Here is an 18910-nt window from a genome sequence, read left to right on the forward strand (position 1 = left end):
CAAGGTCAAACATCCCACGGATCCGGCCATTTCACCGCAGCTTGAATTTGGCGTGTCCCGCGTCTGGCCGTATCATCGCCGTCCATGAACTACACCGACCCGAAGCAACTTGCTCCCTTGCTGGAAGCCATCCTGTTGGCCGCCGGTCGCCCGCTGACCCTCGAACGGCTGGCCGAACTCTTCGAGGAGTACGAACGTCCGGAGCCTGCCCATCTGCGCGCCGGCCTGGCCCTCCTCGGCGGATCCTGTCGCAAGCGTGGCTTCGAACTCAAGGAAGTGGCCTCCGGCTATCGCCTGCAGGTGCGGGAGAAGTTCGCCCCCTGGGTGGGCCGCCTGTGGGAGGAGCGCCCGCCACGGTATTCTCGCGCCATGCTGGAAACGCTGGCGTTGATCGCCTATCGCCAACCCATTACTCGGGGCGAAATCGAGGAGGTGCGCGGCGTCGCCGTCAACAGCCAGATCGTCAAGACGCTGTTGGAGCGTGACTGGATCCGTGTGGTGGGCTATCGCGACGTTCCAGGACGTCCGGCCATGTTCGCCACCACCAAGACCTTTCTCGACTACTTCGACCTGCGCAGTCTCGATCAGCTGCCGCCGCTTGCGGAGGTTCGTCAGCTGGAGCCCGAGCCGGCCTCGGTGCTGGAGGATCCCGAGCTGAGTCTGGCGGCCTTGGCGGTGGGTGACGTCGAGGAGGAGGGCACGCTGGTCATTCCCGAGCGCACCAGCTTCCGCACCCTGCTCACCGAGCTGGACGCCATGGAGACCGGCCTCAAGACCGATTTCGATGATCTGCGCCAGGCGGTGGACGAAGAAGACGAGGGTTGAGCCGGGCCCGTTGGGCTTCGCGCTGCTCAACCCAACCTACACGCTGAACCGCCCCTTTCCCGCCGAAATACCGCCCTCGCTCGAAAAGCCCCCTCTCCCTCGGGGAGAGGGCGGGGGTGAGGGCGCGCTTCACGATGAATGCCCAAGTGGAAGAGGGTGCGCCGTTTTCCACGCTACGGTTTGCTGCTCAACCCAACCTACAGCTCCCCTCGCAGCCATGGCGACCTCTGACGTCGGGAGACGATCCCTCGCTCGAATAACCCCTCTCCTGTGGGAGAGGGCTGGGGTGAGGGCACGCTTCACGATGAATGCCGAGTGGAGAAGGCTGGGCCGTTTTCCACGCTACGGTGTTTTTACGTTTCTGATGCGTATCGCGTAGGTTGGCGCTGAGCGCAGCGAAGCCCAACATTCCCGCCCAGAACGAAAAAAGCGCCCGAAGGCGCTTTTTCTGCACGACCTACAGACCTCAGGCCGGGGCGTTGACCAGCGCCTTGCAGGTATCGAGCATGCGATTGGAGAAACCCCACTCGTTGTCGTACCAGGCCATGATCTTTACCAGCTTGCCGCTCACCTTGGTGTGGTTGGCGTCGAAGATCGACGACAGGCGGTTGTGGTTGAAGTCGATGGACACCAGCGGCTTGTCGTTGTAGCCCAGTACCGGCGAGGCCTCGGCCGCGGCCTTCATGAAGGCGTTGATGGTCTTGGCGTCGGTTTCCTTGGCGGTCAGGATGGTCAGATCGACCAGTGACACGTTGATGGTCGGCACCCGCACCGCCATGCCGCTAAACTTGCCCTGCAGCTCCGGCAGAACCAGGCCGACGGCCTCGGCGGCACCGGTCTTGGTCGGGATCATCGACTGGGTGGCCGAGCGCGCCCGGAAGGGGTCGGAGTGATAGACGTCCGACAGGTTCTGGTCGTTGGTGTAGGCATGGATGGTGGTCATCAGACCGTTCTCGATGCCCAGCTCGCGCTGCAGCACCTGGGCGACGGGCGCCAGGCAGTTGGTGGTGCAGGAAGCGTTGGAAATGATCTGGTGCGACTGGCGCAGGATGTTGTCGTTGACGCCGTAGACGATGGTGGCGTCCACGTCCTTGCCCGGTGCCGAGATGATCACCTTGGAGGCGCCCGCTTCCAGATGGGCAGCGGCCTTGTCGCGGTTGGTGAAGAGGCCGGTGCACTCGAACACCACGTCGACCTTCATCTCCTTCCACGGCAGTTCGGCCGGGTTGCGGATGGCCGTCACGGCGATGCGGTCGCCATTGACCACCAGCTTGTCGCCCTCGACGGACACCTCGGCAGGGAAGCGGTCATGAACGCTGTCATACTGTAGGAGATGCGCATTGATGGCGGCGTCGCCCAGGTCGTTGATCGCGACGACCTCCAGGTCCTGGCGATAGCCCTCGGTGTACAGCGCCCGCAGCACGTTGCGGCCGATGCGTCCAAAACCATTGATGGCAATACGAATACTCATTGAGAGAAACCTCGCGATAGCTGGGTTTTGTTGTAAAAAACATTACACATGACGCGTGCTAAGCGGAATAATAGCGCCAATTTGGCTGTGAATGTTTTAAATAACAACAAATTTAGCCCGGTGGAGAATCGAAACCATGCATCCTCGCGTCCTCGAAGTCACACAGCGGTTGGTGGAACGCAGCCGTCCGACCCGTGAGCGTTACCTCGCCATGATCCGGGCCGCCGCCAGCGACGGCCCCCAGCGCGGCAAGCTGCAATGCGCCAATTTCGCCCATGGCGTCGCCGGGTGTGGTTCCTCGACGGATAAGCAGCGCCTCCGTTTGATGGACCAGGCCAACGTCGCCATCGTTTCCAGCTACAACGACATGTTGTCGGCTCACCAGCCCTACGAGCACTATCCCGAGATCATCAAGCAGGCGCTGCGCGAGATCGGCTCCGTCGGTCAGTTCGCCGGTGGCGTGCCCGCCATGTGTGACGGCGTGACCCAGGGCGAGGCCGGCATGGAGCTGAGCCTGGCGAGTCGCGAAGTCATCGCCATGTCCACGGCGGTGGCCCTGTCGCACAACATGTTCGACGCGGCCCTGCTGCTCGGCATCTGCGACAAGATCATTCCTGGCCTGATGATCGGCGCGCTGCGCTTTGGCCATCTGCCGATGATCTTCGTCCCCGGCGGCCCCATGCCCTCCGGCATCTCCAACAAGGAGAAGGCGCGGGTGCGCCAGGCCTTCGCCGAAGGCAAGGCGACCCGCGAAGAGTTGCTGGAATCGGAGATGAAGTCCTATCACAGCCCCGGCACCTGCACCTTCTATGGCACCGCCAACACCAACCAGGTGGTGATGGAAGTGATGGGCCTGCACCTGCCGGGCTCCTCCTTCGTCAACCCCTACACCCCGCTGCGTGACGAACTCACCCGCGAGGCGGCGCGCCAGGTGACCCGCATCACCCACCAGGGCGGCAACTTCATGCCGCTGGGCGAGATCGTCGACGAGAAGGCCATCGTCAACTCCGTAGTCGCCCTGAGCGCCACCGGTGGTTCGACCAACCACACCCTGCACATCCCCGCCATCGCCCAGGCCGCCGGCATCCAGCTGACCTGGGACGACATGGCCGAGATCTCGGCGGTCACCCCGACCCTGGCCCAGGTCTATCCCAACGGCAAGGCCGACGTGAACCACTTCCACGCCGCCGGTGGCGTCAACTTCATGGTGCACACCCTGCTCGAGGCCGGGCTGCTGCACGAAGACGTCAACACCATCATGGGGCGTGGCCTGTCGCGCTATCTGCAGGAGCCCTTCCTGGTCGACGGCAAGCTGGAGTGGCGCACCGGACGTGCGGAGAGCCTGGACGAGGACATCCTGCGTCCGGCCAGCCGGCCGTTCAACGAAGAGGGCGGTCTGCGCGTCATGCAGGGCAACCTCGGCCGTGGCGTGATGAAGGTGTCGGCCGTGGCGCCCAAGCACCAGGTGGTGGAGGCGCCGGCGCGGGTCTTCCATGACCAGAGCGAATTGGCCGCTGCCTTCAAGGCCGGGGAGCTGGAGCGCGATTTCGTTGCGGTGGTACGCTTCCAGGGGCCCAAGGCTCTGGGCATGCCCGAGCTGCACAAGCTCACCCCCTATCTTGGCGTGCTGCAGGACCGGGGCTTCAAGGTGGCGCTGGTCACCGACGGCCGCATGTCCGGCGCGTCGGGCAAGGTGCCGGCGGCGATTCACGTCTGTCCGGAAGCCATCGACGGTGGTCCGCTGGCTAAGGTCTGTGACGGCGATCTCATCCGCGTCGATGGCCGTACCGGTGACCTGAAGATTCTGGTGCCGGCGGACGAATGGATGGCCCGTCAGGCGGTCGAAGCGCCCCAGGGCACCGGGGTGGGCTGTGGTCGTGAGTTGTTCGCCTTCATGCGCGGCGCCATGAGCACGGCTGAATCCGGTGCCAGTGCATTTACTTCCAGCCTGGAGGCGCTGAAATGAGTTTGGCTTTGGTTGGCGACATCGGCGGCACGAATGCCCGCTTCGCCCTGTGGCGCGACGGTCGCCTGGAGGCCATCGAGGTCTTCGCCTGTGCGGATTACGCCTGTCCGGAAGACGCCGTACGCAAGTATCTGGGGCAGACCGGCGTGGCGCTGGACGATATCACCGCCGTGTGCCTGGCCTGTGCGGGCCCGGTGGGCGAGGATGACTTCCGCTTCACCAACAATCACTGGGTGATCAAGCGCGAGCAGTTCTGCCGCGAGCTGGGCCTGACCCATCTGCTGCTGATCAACGACTTCACCTCCATGGCGTGGGCCATCGCCCGTCTGGATCCGGCGGACTGCGTTCAGGTGCGCGACGGTATCGCCTTGCCGACCCGTCCCCGCTTGGTGATAGGTCCCGGTACCGGCCTGGGTCTCGCCAGTCTGGTGCCGAGCGGCAAGGATCGCTGGATCGTGCTGCCGAGCGAAGGAGGCCACGTCGACCTGCCGATCAATACCCAGCGGGAATTCGATATCTGGAAGATCCTCAAGCGCCAGTTCGGCAATCACGTGTCCGCTGAGCGCGTGGTGTCCGGCAGTGGCCTGGTCAACCTCTATCACGCGAGCTGCGAGTTGGATGGCCGGACCGCTGCCCTGCACAGCGCCGCAGACATCTGCGAGCTGGCACTCAAGGGCGATGCCTATGCCGATGCCGTGCTGGAGCAGTTCTTCATCTGGCTGGCCCGGGTCGCCGGCAACGCCGCCCTGACGCTGGGCGCCCTCGGTGGCGTCTACATCGCGGGCGGTATCCTGCCGCGCTTCGTCGAGCGCTTCCAGAGCGGGGCCTTCGCCCATGCCTTCGCCGACAAGGGCAAGACCAGCAGCGCCTACCTGAAGGACATTCCGGCCTGGCTGGTGACGGCCGAGTACCCGGGCCTGTTCGGCGCCGGGGTCGCGCTGGACCAGACCATCGCCGAAGCACGCAAGGGCTGATCGGTCCGGGGCAGGCGACTACTCAAGGTCGCCCAGCCCCGGTATGCTGCCGGCACTACCGGTAGCTGGCGCCTGGCCAGAACAACAAGAGCGAACATCGCCATGTCCACCCTGGGCAAATCCCTTCTCATCGTCGATGACGATGGGGAAATCCGTGAGCTTCTCGACACCTATCTCACCCGTGCCGGCTACCTGGTGCGCGCCGTCGGTGACGGCCGCGAGCTGCGCCGGGCGCTCGGCGATTTCGTGCCCGACCTGCTGATCCTCGATGTCATGCTGCCGGGTGAAGATGGCTTCGCCCTCTGCCGCTGGATGCGCGAGCAGTCGAGCTGCCGCCAGGTGCCCATCATCATGCTCACCGCCAGCTCCGACGAGGCCGATCGCGTCATAGGTCTCGAGCTCGGTGCTGACGACTATCTCGGCAAGCCGTTCAGTCCGCGGGAGCTCCTGGCGCGCATCAAGGCATTGCTGCGCCGCGCCGGCTTCGGCGAGGCGCGCCCGGCCGTTGCGGGCCTGCTGACCTTCGACGACTGGCGCCTGGATCCAGTCAGTCACCGGCTGTTCCATCGCGATGGGGAGGAGGTGATCCTCTCCGGTGCCGACTTCACCTTGCTGAAGCTGTTTCTGGATCACCCGCAGCAGATCCTCGATCGCGACACCATCGCCAACGCCACCCGCGGGCGCGAGGTCCTGCCGCTGGAGCGCATCGTCGACATGGCGGTCAGTCGCCTGCGCCAGCGCCTGAGAGACACCGGCAAGTCTCCGCGGCTGATCCGTACCGTGCGCGGTTCCGGCTATCTGCTCGCCGCCGAGGTCAGCGGCCTGGTCGCCGATGCGGTGTAGCGGTCTGCTCGGACGCCTGGTGCCGCGTTCGCTGCTTGCCCGGATGCTCCTGCTGACCCTGCTGGCGGTACTCCTGGCCCAGGGCGCCTCGGCGCTGTTCTGGTCGGCATCCATGCGTAGCGATCGTGACCAGGGTCTGCAGACCGCTGCACGCAGCCTGGGCTATTCCATCGCCGCCAGCGTGCGCTACTTCAGCCTGTTGCCACCGGCCTATCGGCCGCTGGTGCTGGAGCAGCTGCGCAACATGGGCGGCACGCGTTTCTTCGTGTCGCTCAACGAAAAGCCCCTGACCATGCAGTCGCTACCGGACACCCCGGGACGCCGCGCGGTGCTGCAGGGGGTAGAGGCGGTGCTGCGCGAGCGGCTGGGTGCGGCCATGCCCATGTACGTCGAGTTCGTAGCGCCGCAGCAGCTGCGGCTGTTCAATGGCGCCGTGGCGCTCGACGAGTTGCCGCGTTCCTGGGCGCACTACGCCCTGAGTCTGGAACCCCTGGAGCCGCCGGTACTGGTGACCCAGATTCGCATCGGCGAAGGGGAGTGGGTCTACCTGGCGACGCTCATGCCGGCGCCTTACTACAGCCTGGATGAATCCTGGCTGCCGCTGCAGCAGCTGCTGTTCATGATCTTCAGCAGCGCCTTCCTGCTGCTCTTCATCGGGCTGCTGATCCGCTGGCAGAGCCGGCCGCTCAAGCGTCTGTCGCGGGCCGCACGGGAGCTGTCGCTGGAAGTGCATACCCCACCCGTACGGGAGGAGGGCGCCCGGGAAATCCGTGAGGTCACCCGCGCCTTCAATTCCATGCGCGAGCGCATCGCCCGCTACCTGGACGAGCGGGCCCAGCTGTTCAGCGCCATTTCCCACGACCTGCGTACCCCCATTACCCGGTTGCGCCTGCGTGCCGAACTGGTGGACGACGAGGTGATGCAGGCCAAGCTGGTGCGCGATCTGGACGAACTCGACCTGTTGGTGAAGGGCGCCCTGCAGTGCGTCAAGGACACCGATATCCACGAGAACCTGGAGCCGGTCGACTTGCAGACGCTGCTCCTGCAACTGGTGGAGCCCTTCACCCAGGAGCAGCCACCGCGCGTGCGTCTTACCGGAGAGGCTCGAAGCAGCCTGCTGGGCAAGCCGCTGGCGCTCAAGCGCTGCATCGGCAACCTGCTGGATAACGCCCTCAAGTATGGCTATCGCGCCCACCTGCAGGTGGAAGACGACGGCCATACCTTCGTCCTGCATGTCGACGACGAAGGCCCGGGGGTGCCGGAACAGGAGCTGGAGCAGGTCTTCCAGCCCCATGTCCGCCTCGCTACCGACCGCCATGGGTACGGGCTGGGCCTGGGCATCGCCCGTAACCTGGCCCATGCCCACGGCGGTGAGGTGGAGCTGCGCAACCGACGGGAAGGGGGTTTGAGGGTCACCCTGACCCTGCCGCGCGCCTGAGCACTGGTAAGACGTCATGTCACCAAGCGGTGACAAATCTCTTTCCCTTCGTTACCCACGGCCGCAATCGTCTCACTAGACTCGGCGCAGCTCCTGTAAAACCGCTCCGATAAAAACAACAAGGAACGACCCCATGAATGCGTTGAATCGTCTCGCTCTCGCCGTTTCCCTTTCCTGCGCCGCGATTGCTGCCCCCCTGACCGCCCATGCCGGTGAGGTCGAGGTGCTGCACTGGTGGACCTCCGGTGGCGAGGCTCGCGCCGTCGATGTGCTCAAGCAGCTGATGCAGAAGCAAGGCGACACCTGGAAGGACTTCGCCGTGGCCGGTGGCGCCGGTGAAGCCGCCATGACGGTACTCAAGACCCGTGCGGTATCGGGCAATCCGCCGTCTGCTGCGCAACTCAAGGGTCCCGATATCCAGGAATGGGCCAACATGGGCTTCCTGGCCAATATCAGCGACATCGCCAAGCAGGGCAACTGGGACGGCATCCTGCCCAAGCGCGTCGCCCAGACCATGCAGCACGACGGCGAGTACGTCGCCGTACCGGCCGGCATCCACCGCATCAACTGGCTTTGGATCAACCCTGCCGTCTTCAAGAAGGCTGGCGCCAAGGTCCCCACCACCCTGGATGAATTCTTCGAAGCCGCCGACAAGCTCAAGGCTGCCGGCGTCGTGCCCCTGGCCCATGGCGGCCAGAACTGGCAGGACGGCACCATCTTCGAATCCCTGGTCATGGCCATCATGGGCCCGGAAGGCTACGACAAGGTCTTCGTGCAGACCGATGCCGACACCATCCGCAGCGACAAGATGGTCGAGGTGTTCAAGACCTTCAAGCGCATCAAGGGCTACGTCGATCCCAACGCCGCGGGGCGTGACTGGAACCTGGCCACCGCCATGGTCATCGAGGGCAAGGCGGGCATGCAGATCATGGGCGACTGGGCCAAGGCCGAGTTCGCCGCTGCCGGCAAGAAGCCGGGCGTCGACTACGAATGCGTGGTGATGCCGGGTACCCAGGGCGACTTCATCTACAACATCGACTCCCTGGCCATGTTCAAGATCAAGAATAAGGACAACCAGAAGGCCCAGGACGACCTGGTACGCACCGTCATCGACAAGCCCTTCCAGGAGGTATTCAACCTCAACAAGGGCTCCATTCCGGTGCGTAACGACATCGACCTGAGCAAGTTCGACAGCTGCGCCCAGCAATCGGCCAAGGACTTCCAGGCGGCCAACGCCGACGGCAAGGCCGAGCCGAGCATGGCCCACAGCATGGCCAACACCAGCTACGTGCAGGGCGCGATCTTCGATGTGGTGACCAACTTCTTCAACGACGCCAACGCCGACCCGAAGAAGGCCACTGAGCAACTGGTAGCCGCCATTCAGGCTGCGAAGTAGGACCGTTCGCGGCTAGATCCTAGGGTGGGTTGAGACGGCTCCATCGTCGACGCCCAACCTTGCCGGCCCGAGGCGATGTTGGGCTTCGCTGCGCTCAACCCAACCTACGACGGCCCGCCATCGCCGCGATCTACAAGATACCTGCACTTAAAATAATACCACCCCTGGGAGCGCCCCATGGCTCTTACCGAAACCCTTCCCGTCGCGACTGTCAGTCGACGCCCGGACCGGCTGCAGCGCCTGCTGCCCAAGCTGGTGCTGGCGCCCACGGCCATCGCCATGGTCGTTTGCCTCTATGGCTACATGCTGTGGACGGCGGTGATCTCCTTCACCAACTCGCGCTTCCTGCCCAGCTACAACTTCGCCGGCTTCGCTCAGTACGCCCGGCTGCTGGAGAACGATCGCTGGCTGGTGGCCTGCAAGAACCTGGCGATCTTCGGCGGGCTGTTCATCCTGCTGAGTCTGGCCATCGGCGTCTTCTTCGCCATCCTGCTGGACCAGCGGATTCGTCGGGAAGGCTTCATCCGCACCATCTACCTGTACCCCATGGCGCTGTCGATGATCGTCACTGGCACCGCCTGGAAGTGGCTCCTCAACCCCGGCCTGGGCCTGGACAAGCTGCTGCGCGACTGGGGTTGGGAGGGCTTCCGTTTCGACTGGCTGGTGGACCCCGACCGGGTCATCTACTGCCTGCTGATCGCCGCCCTCTGGCAGGCGTCGGGCTTCGTCATGGCCATGTTCCTCGCCGGACTGCGCGGGGTGGACTCCTCGATCCTGCGTGCCGCCCAGGTCGACGGGGCAGGGCTGCCGACCATCTACCTGCGCATCGTCCTGCCCAGCCTGCGCCCGGTGTTCTTCAGTGCGGTGATGATCCTCGCCCACATCGCCATCAAGAGCTTCGACCTGGTCATGGCCATGACCGCGGGCGGTCCCGGCTACGCCTCGGACCTGCCGGCGGTGTTCATGTACCAGCACACCTTCACCCGTGGCCAGATGGGCCTGGGCTCGGCCAGCGCCGTGCTGATGCTCGGCGCGGTACTGGCGGTGCTGGTGCCCTACCTCTACTCGGAATTGCGGAGCAAACGCCATGGCTAAGGCTCTGAACGTCAATCGCGTGGCCATCCACGCCACCCTGATCGTCGCCTGCGCGGTCTATCTGGTGCCCCTGGTGGTGATGCTGCTGACCAGCTTCAAGACCCCGGACGATGTCCGTACCGGCAACCTGCTCAGCCTGCCGCTGGACTGGACGGTGATCGGTTGGCTCAAGGCCTGGGACGTGGTGCACAGCTACTTCTGGAACTCCTTCCTGATCACCGTCCCGGCGGTGCTGATCTCCACTTTTATCGGCGCGCTCAACGGCTACGCCCTGTCGAAGTGGCAGTTCCGCGGCTCGAATCTGCTGTTCAGCCTGTTGCTGTTCGGCTGCTTCATTCCCTTCCAGGTGATCCTGCTGCCGATGTCCTTCACCCTTGGCCAACTGGGCCTGGCCAACACCACCGCCGGCCTGGTACTGGTGCACGTGATCTACGGCCTGGCCTTCACCACACTGTTCTTCCGCAACTACTACGTCGGTATCCCCGATGCCCTGATCAAGGCGGCGCGGCTGGACGGCGCGGGTTTCTTCACCATCTTCTTCAAGATCCTGCTGCCGCTGTCCACGCCCATCGTCATGGTCAGCCTGATCTGGCAGTTCACCCAGGTGTGGAACGACTTCCTGTTCGGTGTGGTGTTCGCCAGCGGTTCGTCGCAGCCCATCACCGTGGCCCTCAACAACCTGGTCAACACCAGCACCGGTGCCAAGGAATACAACGTCGACATGGCCGCCGCCATGATCGCCGCACTGCCGACCCTGCTGGTCTACATCTTCGCGGGTAAATATTTCGTCCGGGGCCTGACCTCGGGCGTGGTCAAAGGATAAGGACGGTCACCATGGCAGCTCTCGAACTCAAAAGCGTACGCAAGACCTACGGCAACGCCGCCCAGGAAGCCCTCAAGGGCATCGACATCCGCATCGACGCCGGCCAGTTCCTCATCCTGGTCGGGCCCTCCGGCTGCGGCAAGTCCACCCTCATGAACGCCATCGCCGGGCTGGAAGACATCAGCAGCGGCGCCATTTGCCTGGATGGCGAGGACGTCACCCAGGTCGAGCCCAAGGATCGGGACATCGCCATGGTGTTCCAGTCCTACGCCCTCTACCCGACCATGACCGTGCGCGACAACATCGCCTTCGGCCTGAAGATCCGCAAGACGCCCAAGGAGCAGATCGACGCCGAAGTGGCTCGCGTCGCCAAGCTCCTGCAGATCGAGCACCTGCTCGAGCGCAAGCCGGCGCAGCTCTCCGGCGGCCAGCAGCAGCGCGTCGCCATGGGCCGCGCCCTGGCCCGGCGGCCCAAGCTCTATCTGTTCGACGAGCCGCTCTCCAACCTCGACGCCAAGCTGCGGGTGGAGATGCGCACCGAGATCAAGCTGATGCACCAGCGGTTGCAAACCACCACCGTCTACGTCACCCACGATCAGATCGAAGCCATGACCCTGGGCGACCGGGTGGCGGTGATGAAGGACGGCGAGGTACAGCAATTCGGCACTCCCGAGGAGATCTACAACGATCCCGCCAATCTCTTCGTCGCCAGCTTCATCGGCTCGCCGCCGATGAACTTCGTACCCGTCCGCCTGGACGCGCGCGAGGGCAGGGTGGTCGCCCGGGTGACCGGCGACACCGGTGACAGCCTGGTGGAATTGCCGGAACTCGACCCGGCGTTGGCTGGCAGAGAGGCTATCCTGGGTGTGCGGCCGGAGCAGATTCAGTCCGCGCATCCGGCCGACAGCGCGGTCCCCGGTATCCTGACCCGAGTGCAGGTGGTCGAGCCGACCGGGCCGGACACCTTGCTTTACGCCGAGTGGAATGGCACCAAGGTATGCTGCCGCGTGGCACCGGGAGAAGCCCCGCGTCCCGGTGACCAGGTGCTGTGGCGTATCGATGCGCGACGGGCGGTATTGTTCGATCCGGCGAGCGGTCGCCGACTTTCTTGAACGGAGCTCATGGCTGAAACGTTACAGCAATGGTAAGGTCCGCCCGCCGCCGCGCCTGACGTCGGGTCGCGGCCCTACCAGAGACCAGGGGTAGCCTTGGTCGCCGTGACAGACAGGAGAACAAGAATGGCACTACCCCGCGTCGTGGTCTTTGGCGAAGCCCTTACCGACATCGTCCAGGGTAATCCTGGCGAATGGCGCGGTTACCCGGGCGGTGCCCCCTGGAACGTGGCCCGTGGCCTGGCCCGGCTCGGTGTGGAGAGCGCCTTCGGTGGCGCCATCAGCCAGGACGGTCTGGGCGACGAGATCGCCTGGCAATCGGAAACCGCTGGCCTGGATACCCGCTTCCTGCAGCGCGTATCCGCCGATCCGCTGGTGGCCATCGTCCCGTCGAGTCGTCCGCCGCGCTATTTCTTCGCCGGTGAAGCCGACCTGAAATTCGATCCGGCGCTGCTGCCCCAAGGCTGGCTGGACGCCGCCGAAGTCTGCCATTTCAGCTGCATCAGTCTGGCCCGCTATCCACTGGCCGATACCCTGCTGGACCTGGCGCGTCAGGCGAAGGCCGCCGGCAAGCGGCTGAGCTACGATCCTAACTGGCGCAACCTGATGGACGACCGCTATCGCCAGCAGACCTTTCCCGAGCTGGTGCGCCTGGCCGACGACATCAAGCTGTCCGACGAGGACATCCGCCAGATCTATCCGGGCCTGGACGAGCGCGCCGCGCTGGACGAGCTGCGCGCCCTCAATCCCCAGGCCCGCATCCTCTTCACCCGCGGCGAGCACGGCCTGGTGCTCTACACCCCGCGAGGCGAGTGGCAGCAAGCCGCCATCGCCGTGGACGTCGCCGATACCGTGGGCGCTGGCGACGCCTGCATGGCCGGCTGGCTGGCTTCGGGCCTCTTGGGCCTGACCGATCCCCAGCAGCGCCTGAGATTTGCCGCCGCCAGCGCCTCCGTGTCCTGCCGGCACGCCGGCGCCTACGCACCGACCCGGGCCGACGTGGAGGCCCTGCTGCAGGTGAGTCCCCACTAGAACGCTTTCCCACAACAACAATAGCCGCCAAGGAAACCCGATGGACTTCCCCGATTTTCGTCGTCGCGAGACCCTGTTGGAGCATGTGCGCCAGACCCTGGCGTTCTACCATCCAAGATGCCTGGACCCGCAGGGCGGCTTCTATCACTTCTTCAAGGATGACGGGACGATCTACGACCGCCAGACCCGTCATCTGGTCTCCAGTACCCGCTTCGTCTTCGATTTCGCCATGGCCTACCGGCATTTTGGCGATCCGGCGTTTCTGGAAGCGACCCGCCACGGCCTGAGATACCTGCGCGAGCGGCATCGCCAGGCTAACGGCGGCTATGCCTGGCTGCTCGATGGCGACACCGTGGTGGATGGCACCAATCACTGCTACGGCCTGGCCTTCGTGGTGTTGGCCTATGCCCACGGTCTGCAGGCGGGTATCGAAGAGGCGCGCGGCTGGCTGAGCGAAGCCTGGGAATCCCTGGAAACCCATTTCTGGCGTGAAGCCGATGGCCTCTATGTCGACGAGATCAGTGCCGACTGGCAAGCCGTCTCGCCGTACCGCGGCCAGAACGCCAACATGCACGCCTGCGAAGCCCTGCTGGCCGCCTACGAAGCCAGTGGCGAGGTGCGCTACCTGGATCGCGCCGAGACCCTGGCGCGCAACATGACCCAGCGCCAGGCAGCGCTGACCAGGGGGCATGGTGCCGCGGCCGACCAGGTCCCCGGTGGCCTGATCTGGGAGCACTACCACAGCGACTGGTCGATCGACTGGGACTACAACCGCGACGATCCGGCCAACCTGTTCCGCCCCTGGGGATTCCAGCCCGGGCACCAGATCGAATGGGCCAAGCTGCTGCTCATCCTCGAGCGCCACCGTCCCCAGCCCTGGCTGCTGCCAAGGGCCCAGGCGCTGTTCGATGCCTCCTGGCGGCTGAGCTGGGATGGCGAACACGGCGGGCTCTACTACGGCTTCGCGCCGGACGGCTCGCCCTGCGATCCGGACAAGTATTTCTGGGTCCAGGCGGAGGCCCTGGCCGCCGCGGCGCTGCTGGCCGACCGCAGTGGCGACGACCGTTACTGGCAACACTATGAAGCGCTCTGGCGCTACAGCTGGGAGCATTTCATCGATCACGAGCACGGCGCGTGGTGGCGCCTGCTCGACCGTCGGAACCACAAGTACTCCGACGACAAGAGTCCGGCCGGCAAGGTCGACTACCACACCATGGGTGCCTGTTACGAAGTCCTCAACGTCCTGCCGTAAGTATTAGAGACGCGGGTTTCGGGCCCTGGGTGTCATCACTTCTATAAAAAGGGATCTCAGTAATGAACAGTCAGAATCACAAGAATCGTCGGGGTAACGCACTGCCCCTGGTATCGCTGCTCGCCCTGGCGGTAGCCGCAGGCGCCCAGGCGGCACCTCAGGCCAACCCGGGTGGCAATTTCAGCGGGGTGAACAACACCGAAGCCGCCTTCGAGCCCCTGGGCAACACCATGACCGGTGACTGGGGCGGCGTGCGCAAGGACCTGCGCGACAAGGGTTGGGACATCAAGCTGGAGTACGTGGGGGAGGGCGCCACCAACCTGCGCGGCGGCTATGACGATGATCGCACCGGTCGTTGGAGCTCCCAGTACATGTTCGGTCTCTGGGGCGACATGAACAAGATCGCGGGTTGGGAGAATTCGGTATTCAAGCTCGCCATCACCTCCCGTGATGGCCGCAACCTGACCGATGACCGCATCACTGATCCCCGTGTCGGCGGCTACTCCTCCGTGCAGGAAGTCTATGGCCGCGGCCAGACCTGGCGTCTGACCCAGCTGTGGCTGTCCAAGGGCTTCTTCGATGGCCGTCTGGACATCAAGGCCGGTCGTTTCGGCGAGGGCGAGGACTTCAACTCCTTCGAGTGCGACTTCCAGAACCTGGCCTTCTGCGGCTCCCAGGTCGGCAACTGGGAAGGTGTCTGGTACAACTGGCCGGTCAGCCAGTGGGCCCTGCGCGTCAAGTACAGCCTGACCCCCGAGCTGTTCGTCCAGGTCGGCGCCTATGAGCAGAACCCGTCGCTGCTGGAAACCGGCAATGGCTTCAAGCTCAACGGCAGTGGCACCAAGGGTGCGGTCCTGCCGGTCGAGATGGTCTGGTCGCCCAAGGTCAATGGCCTGCCGGGCGAATACCGCGTCGGCTACTACTACAGCACCGCCGATGCCAACGATGTCTACGAGGACGTCAACGGCAACTCCGCCGCCCTCACCGGGCTGGATTACAAGGAGCACTCCAGCAAGCACGGCTACTGGGTCGTGGCGCGTCAGCAGATCACCGCGCACAACGATGACCCGAGCCGCGGCCTGTCGGTCTTCGCCAACTTCACCGCCCACGCCAAGGACGTCAACAAGGTCAGCAACTACGTCCAGGCCGGCCTGGTGTATAAGGGCCCCTTCGACGGTCGTCCCAAGGATGACATCGGCTTCGGTGTCGCGCGCATCAGCACCAACAGCGACTTCCGCGATAACCAGCGCGCCCTCAACCAGGCTGCCGGTGCCACCGACTATGACGATCCGGCCTACACGCCGCTGCAGCACAACGAGTACGACGCCGAACTCTATTACGGTGTGCACGTGACCAACTGGCTGACCGTTCGCCCCAACATCCAGTACATCAAGAGCCCGGGTGGTGTGCGTGAGGTCGACAATGCCGTGGTCGGCGGCCTGAAGGTTCAAGCGGTTTTCTAAATCGCCTTCATAGCCCGCCATCCGGCCGGATGGCGCTGGCCAAGGCCCTGCAGTCGTTATACTGCAGGGCCTTTTTCATTTTCGAGGTTGCCGTGGGTAAGGTCGAAAGTCCCTGTATCAGCCAATGCAAGATCAAAGACGAAGTCTGCCAGGGATGTGGCCGCAAACGCTCAGAGATCAAGGGATGGAAGGAGATGAAAGACAAGGCGCGCAAGGAAGTCATCGACAAGTCGAAGAAGCGCCTGAAGAAGCTCAAGAAGGGCTGATGCCTTCCTGTCAGCACCGTAGGTTGGGCTGAGCGCAGCGAAGCCCAACGTTGCCCAGGCCGCGCCCCGTGCTGTTGGGCTTCGACGATAAAGCCGTTTCAACCCAACCTATGCCTGTGGGTTCGAGCGCTGGCACGGATAGCCCCCTCTCCCCGGGGGAGAGGGTTGGGGTAAGGGCGCCCCTCGCCATCAAACGCCCCGGTGGAGAGCCAGCTCCCCACTGTTGGGCTTCGACGATAAAGCCGTCTCAACCCAACCTACGTCTGTGGGTTCGAGCGCTGGCTCGGATAGCCCCCTCTCCCCGCGGGAGAGGGTTGGGGTGAGGGCACCCCCGCCACTTAACGCCCCGGTGCAACGGCCGCGTCATTTTCCACGCTATAGCACTGATTTCATCGCGGCCATGGGCCGCTCCTATGAGGCATGCAGCTCCTGTAGGAGCGGCCCATGGCCGCGATCACGACTCTACGATACGGGCATCCCACCCCTGGCCAGGCGATCAGCACGCTTCGCTACTCCCGCTCCACCTCGTCCAACAACCCCATGAACGCTTGGGCCGCATTCGAATGGGTACGCTCGGTATGCAGGATGTACCCCAGCCGCCTTTCCAACTGGATACCGGGCAAGGGTAACCGGCACACCTGGTCGTCGAGCAGCGTCCGCGGCAGCACGCTCCAGGCGAGGCCGATGGACACCAGCATCTTGATGGTCTCCAGGTAGTTGGTGCTCATGGCTATGTTCGGGGTCAGTCCCTGGGCATCGAACAGGCCATGGACGATGAGTCGCGTGAAGGTATTACCACCGGGAAACACGGCCGGGTGTCGTGCTACATCAGCCAGGCTGACGCTCTCCTGGGTCGCCAGCGCATGTTCCGGTGCTGCCACGAAATCCAGCGGGTCGCGCCATATCGGCACTGCGCGGATGGGCGCAGTGGTCTGCGGGGCGAGGGTAATGATGGCGAGCTCCACGCGCCCATGCAGGATTTCATCGTAGGCGGCTTCCGAATCGAGAAAGCGAATGTCCAGCGCGACGTCCGGATATTCGCGGGTAAAGCGCCGCAGGATCGGTGGTAGCCGATGCAGGCCGATATGATGACTGGTCGCCAGTGTCAGCCGCCCGCCGATGGCACCATTGAGATTGGTGAGCGCGCGCCGAGTGTCATCTATCACGCCTAGAATCTGGTAGGCGCGGGGAAGCAGGGCACGTCCGGCCTCGGTAAGGCTGACTTCGCGGCCTATGCGGTCGAACAGGCGCAGCCCCAGTTGCTGTTCCAAAGCCGCAATGCGTTTGCTGACCGCAGGCTGGGTGAGATGCAGGCGCTCCCCTGCATCGGAAAAGCCGCCCGTTTCGGCCACGGCGACAAAGGCGTTCAGGTTGGCAAGGTCCAAGCCTTCGAATTCCTGTTGGTTATGAGCTTCATGAAAAAGATGAATTTGTTTCATGCGAGCCTAGCGCGGTATCTTTGACCCCACAAGCACCAAGGGCATGCCAAAGGCCCGTGCCGCTCCACGCCTGATGAGGAATCGATCCATGGCTGGCAAGACGCTCTACGACAAACTCTGGGATATGCACCTGGTCAAGCAGCGCGACGATGGTTCCGCACTGCTCTACATCGACCGCCACATCATCCACGAAGTGACCTCGCCCCAGGCCTTCGAAGGCCTGCGTCTGGCCGGCCGCAAGCCCTGGCGCCTGGACGCCAACCTCGCGACCCTCGACCACAACGTGCCCACCACGCCGGACCGCAAGGAAGGCCTTGACTCCATCAAGGACGAGACCTCGCGTATTCAGGTCCGCACCCTGGACGAGAACTGCGATGACTTCGGCATCACCCAGTTCAAGATGAACGACGTGCGCCAGGGCATCGTCCACGTGATCGGCCCGGAGCAGGGCGCCGTGCTGCCCGGCATGACCGTGGTCTGTGGCGACTCCCACACCTCCACCAATGGTGCCTTCGCCGCCCTGGCCCATGGCATCGGCACCTCCGAGGTCGAGCACGTGCTCGCCACCCAGTGCCTGGTGGCCAAGAAGATGAAGAACATGCTGGTGAAGGTCGAGGGCGAATTGCCCTTCGGCGTCACCGCCAAGGACATCGTCCTCGCCATCATCGGCAAGATCGGCACCGCCGGCGGTAATGGCCATGCCATCGAATTCGCCGGCAGCGCCATCCGTGCCCTGTCCATGGAAGGCCGTATGACCATCTGCAACATGTCCATCGAGGCCGGTGCCCGGGTCGGCATGGTCGCGGTCGACCAGACCACCATCGACTATGTCGAGGGTCGTCCCTTCGCGCCCACCGGTGCCGTCTGGGAAGCCGCGGTGGCCGAATGGCGTGGCCTGGTGTCCGACGCCGACGCCCACTTCGATACCGTCGTCGAACTGGACGCTGCCCTGATCAAGCCGCAGGTCAGCTGGGGCACCTCGCCCGAGATGGTCCTGGCCGTCGACCAGCAGGTGCCGGATCCGACCCGCGAAGCCGATCCGGTCAAGCGTGGCTCCATCGAGCGCGCCCTCAAGTACATGGGCCTCAAGGCCAACCAGCCGATCACCGACATCGTGCTCGACCGCGTCTTCATCGGCTCCTGCACCAACTCCCGTATCGAAGACCTGCGCGCCGCTGCCGCCGTGGCCAAGGGCCGCAAGGTCGCTGCGACCCTCAAGCAGGCCCTCGTGGTACCGGGTTCCGGCCTGGTCAAGGCCCAGGCCGAGCGTGAGGGCCTGGACAAGGTCTTCATCGAAGCCGGCTTCGAATGGCGCGAACCGGGCTGCTCCATGTGCCTGGCGATGAACGCCGACCGCCTGGAGAGTGGCGAGCATTGCGCCTCCACCTCCAACCGCAACTTCGAAGGCCGTCAGGGCGCCGGTGGCCGTACCCACCTGGTGAGTCCGGCGATGGCCGCCGCCGCTGCCATCGCCGGTCGTTTCGTCGACGTCCGTGACTTCGCTAACGCCTGAGG

16 protein-coding genes are annotated in these 18910 nt (G+C 64.4%); 14 read left to right on the forward strand and 2 right to left on the reverse strand.

Features of this window, described 5'->3' with window-relative positions; genetic code table 11:
* Positions 1-84: 84 nt before the first annotated feature.
* Positions 85-825, forward strand: coding sequence for an SMC-Scp complex subunit ScpB (scpB, locus tag ACYJP6_RS20745; RefSeq protein WP_459477427.1), 741 nt, complete (start codon positions 85-87; stop codon positions 823-825).
* A gap of 466 nt (positions 826-1291) precedes the next feature.
* On the opposite strand, the gene gap is transcribed toward scpB, so the two are convergent.
* Positions 1292-2296, reverse strand: a complete 1005-nt coding sequence (gene gap / locus ACYJP6_RS20750; RefSeq protein ID WP_007158681.1) for a type I glyceraldehyde-3-phosphate dehydrogenase — start codon at positions 2294-2296, stop codon at positions 1292-1294.
* A gap of 136 nt (positions 2297-2432) precedes the next feature.
* Between gap and edd the strand changes: the two genes are divergently transcribed.
* The 12 genes from edd (at position 2433) to ACYJP6_RS20810 (ending at position 15956) form a co-directional block, all read left to right on the forward strand.
* The gene (gene edd / locus ACYJP6_RS20755; protein WP_459477430.1) at positions 2433-4262 is read left to right on the forward strand and encodes a phosphogluconate dehydratase; all 1830 of its coding nucleotides are present in this window, start codon (positions 2433-2435) and stop codon (positions 4260-4262) included.
* The gene (locus ACYJP6_RS20760; protein ID WP_459477432.1) at positions 4259-5236 is read left to right on the forward strand and encodes a glucokinase; all 978 of its coding nucleotides are present in this window, start codon (positions 4259-4261) and stop codon (positions 5234-5236) included. Before edd ends, ACYJP6_RS20760 begins: the two co-directional genes overlap by 4 nt.
* Positions 5237-5338: 102 nt before the next feature.
* Positions 5339-6079, forward strand: a complete 741-nt coding sequence (locus ACYJP6_RS20765; RefSeq protein WP_459477434.1) for a response regulator — start codon at positions 5339-5341, stop codon at positions 6077-6079.
* Positions 6069-7517 (forward strand): ATP-binding protein, encoded by a 1449-nt coding sequence (locus ACYJP6_RS20770; RefSeq protein WP_459477436.1) that lies wholly within the window; start codon positions 6069-6071, stop codon positions 7515-7517. Before ACYJP6_RS20765 ends, ACYJP6_RS20770 begins: the two co-directional genes overlap by 11 nt.
* Positions 7518-7650: 133 nt before the next feature.
* Positions 7651-8913: an ABC transporter substrate-binding protein gene (locus tag ACYJP6_RS20775; protein ID WP_459477438.1), complete on the forward strand. Its 1263-nt coding sequence runs from the start codon at positions 7651-7653 to the stop codon at positions 8911-8913.
* Positions 8914-9090: 177 nt separating this feature from the next.
* On the forward strand, positions 9091-10008 hold the full coding sequence (locus ACYJP6_RS20780; RefSeq protein ID WP_459477440.1) for a carbohydrate ABC transporter permease: 918 nt from the start codon (positions 9091-9093) through the stop codon (positions 10006-10008).
* On the forward strand, positions 10001-10831 hold the full coding sequence (locus ACYJP6_RS20785) for a carbohydrate ABC transporter permease (protein ID WP_145003872.1): 831 nt from the start codon (positions 10001-10003) through the stop codon (positions 10829-10831). Before ACYJP6_RS20780 ends, ACYJP6_RS20785 begins: the two co-directional genes overlap by 8 nt.
* A gap of 11 nt (positions 10832-10842) precedes the next feature.
* A complete protein-coding gene (locus ACYJP6_RS20790) occupies positions 10843-11943 on the forward strand; it encodes an ABC transporter ATP-binding protein (RefSeq protein WP_459477442.1) in 1101 nt (366 codons plus the stop codon).
* Between the two features lie 126 nt (positions 11944-12069).
* Positions 12070-12975 carry a carbohydrate kinase family protein gene (locus tag ACYJP6_RS20795; RefSeq protein WP_459477444.1) on the forward strand — a complete coding sequence of 302 codons (906 nt, stop codon included), beginning with the start codon at positions 12070-12072 and terminating at the stop codon, positions 12973-12975.
* 40 nt (positions 12976-13015) lie between these two features.
* Entirely contained in the window at positions 13016-14227 is a 1212-nt protein-coding gene (locus tag ACYJP6_RS20800) for an AGE family epimerase/isomerase (RefSeq protein WP_459477446.1), read from the forward strand.
* A gap of 62 nt (positions 14228-14289) precedes the next feature.
* Complete coding sequence (locus ACYJP6_RS20805) at positions 14290-15690, forward strand: carbohydrate porin (protein WP_145003860.1); 1401 nt, start codon at positions 14290-14292, stop codon at positions 15688-15690.
* Positions 15691-15719: 29 nt separating this feature from the next.
* Positions 15720-15956: a DUF1289 domain-containing protein gene (locus ACYJP6_RS20810; RefSeq protein ID WP_459477448.1), complete on the forward strand. Its 237-nt coding sequence runs from the start codon at positions 15720-15722 to the stop codon at positions 15954-15956.
* Between the two features lie 509 nt (positions 15957-16465).
* Here the strand turns inward: ACYJP6_RS20810 and ACYJP6_RS20815 are convergent.
* Positions 16466-17341: a LysR family transcriptional regulator gene (locus tag ACYJP6_RS20815; RefSeq protein ID WP_459477523.1), complete on the reverse strand. Its 876-nt coding sequence runs from the start codon at positions 17339-17341 to the stop codon at positions 16466-16468.
* Positions 17342-17483: 142 nt separating this feature from the next.
* On the opposite strand from ACYJP6_RS20815, the gene leuC reads away from it, so the two are divergent.
* Positions 17484-18908, forward strand: a complete 1425-nt coding sequence (gene leuC / locus ACYJP6_RS20820) for a 3-isopropylmalate dehydratase large subunit (protein ID WP_459477450.1) — start codon at positions 17484-17486, stop codon at positions 18906-18908.
* Positions 18909-18910: the final 2 nt, after the last annotated feature.

The sequence above is a fragment of the Pseudomonas sp. No.117 genome (genome assembly GCF_054558395.1).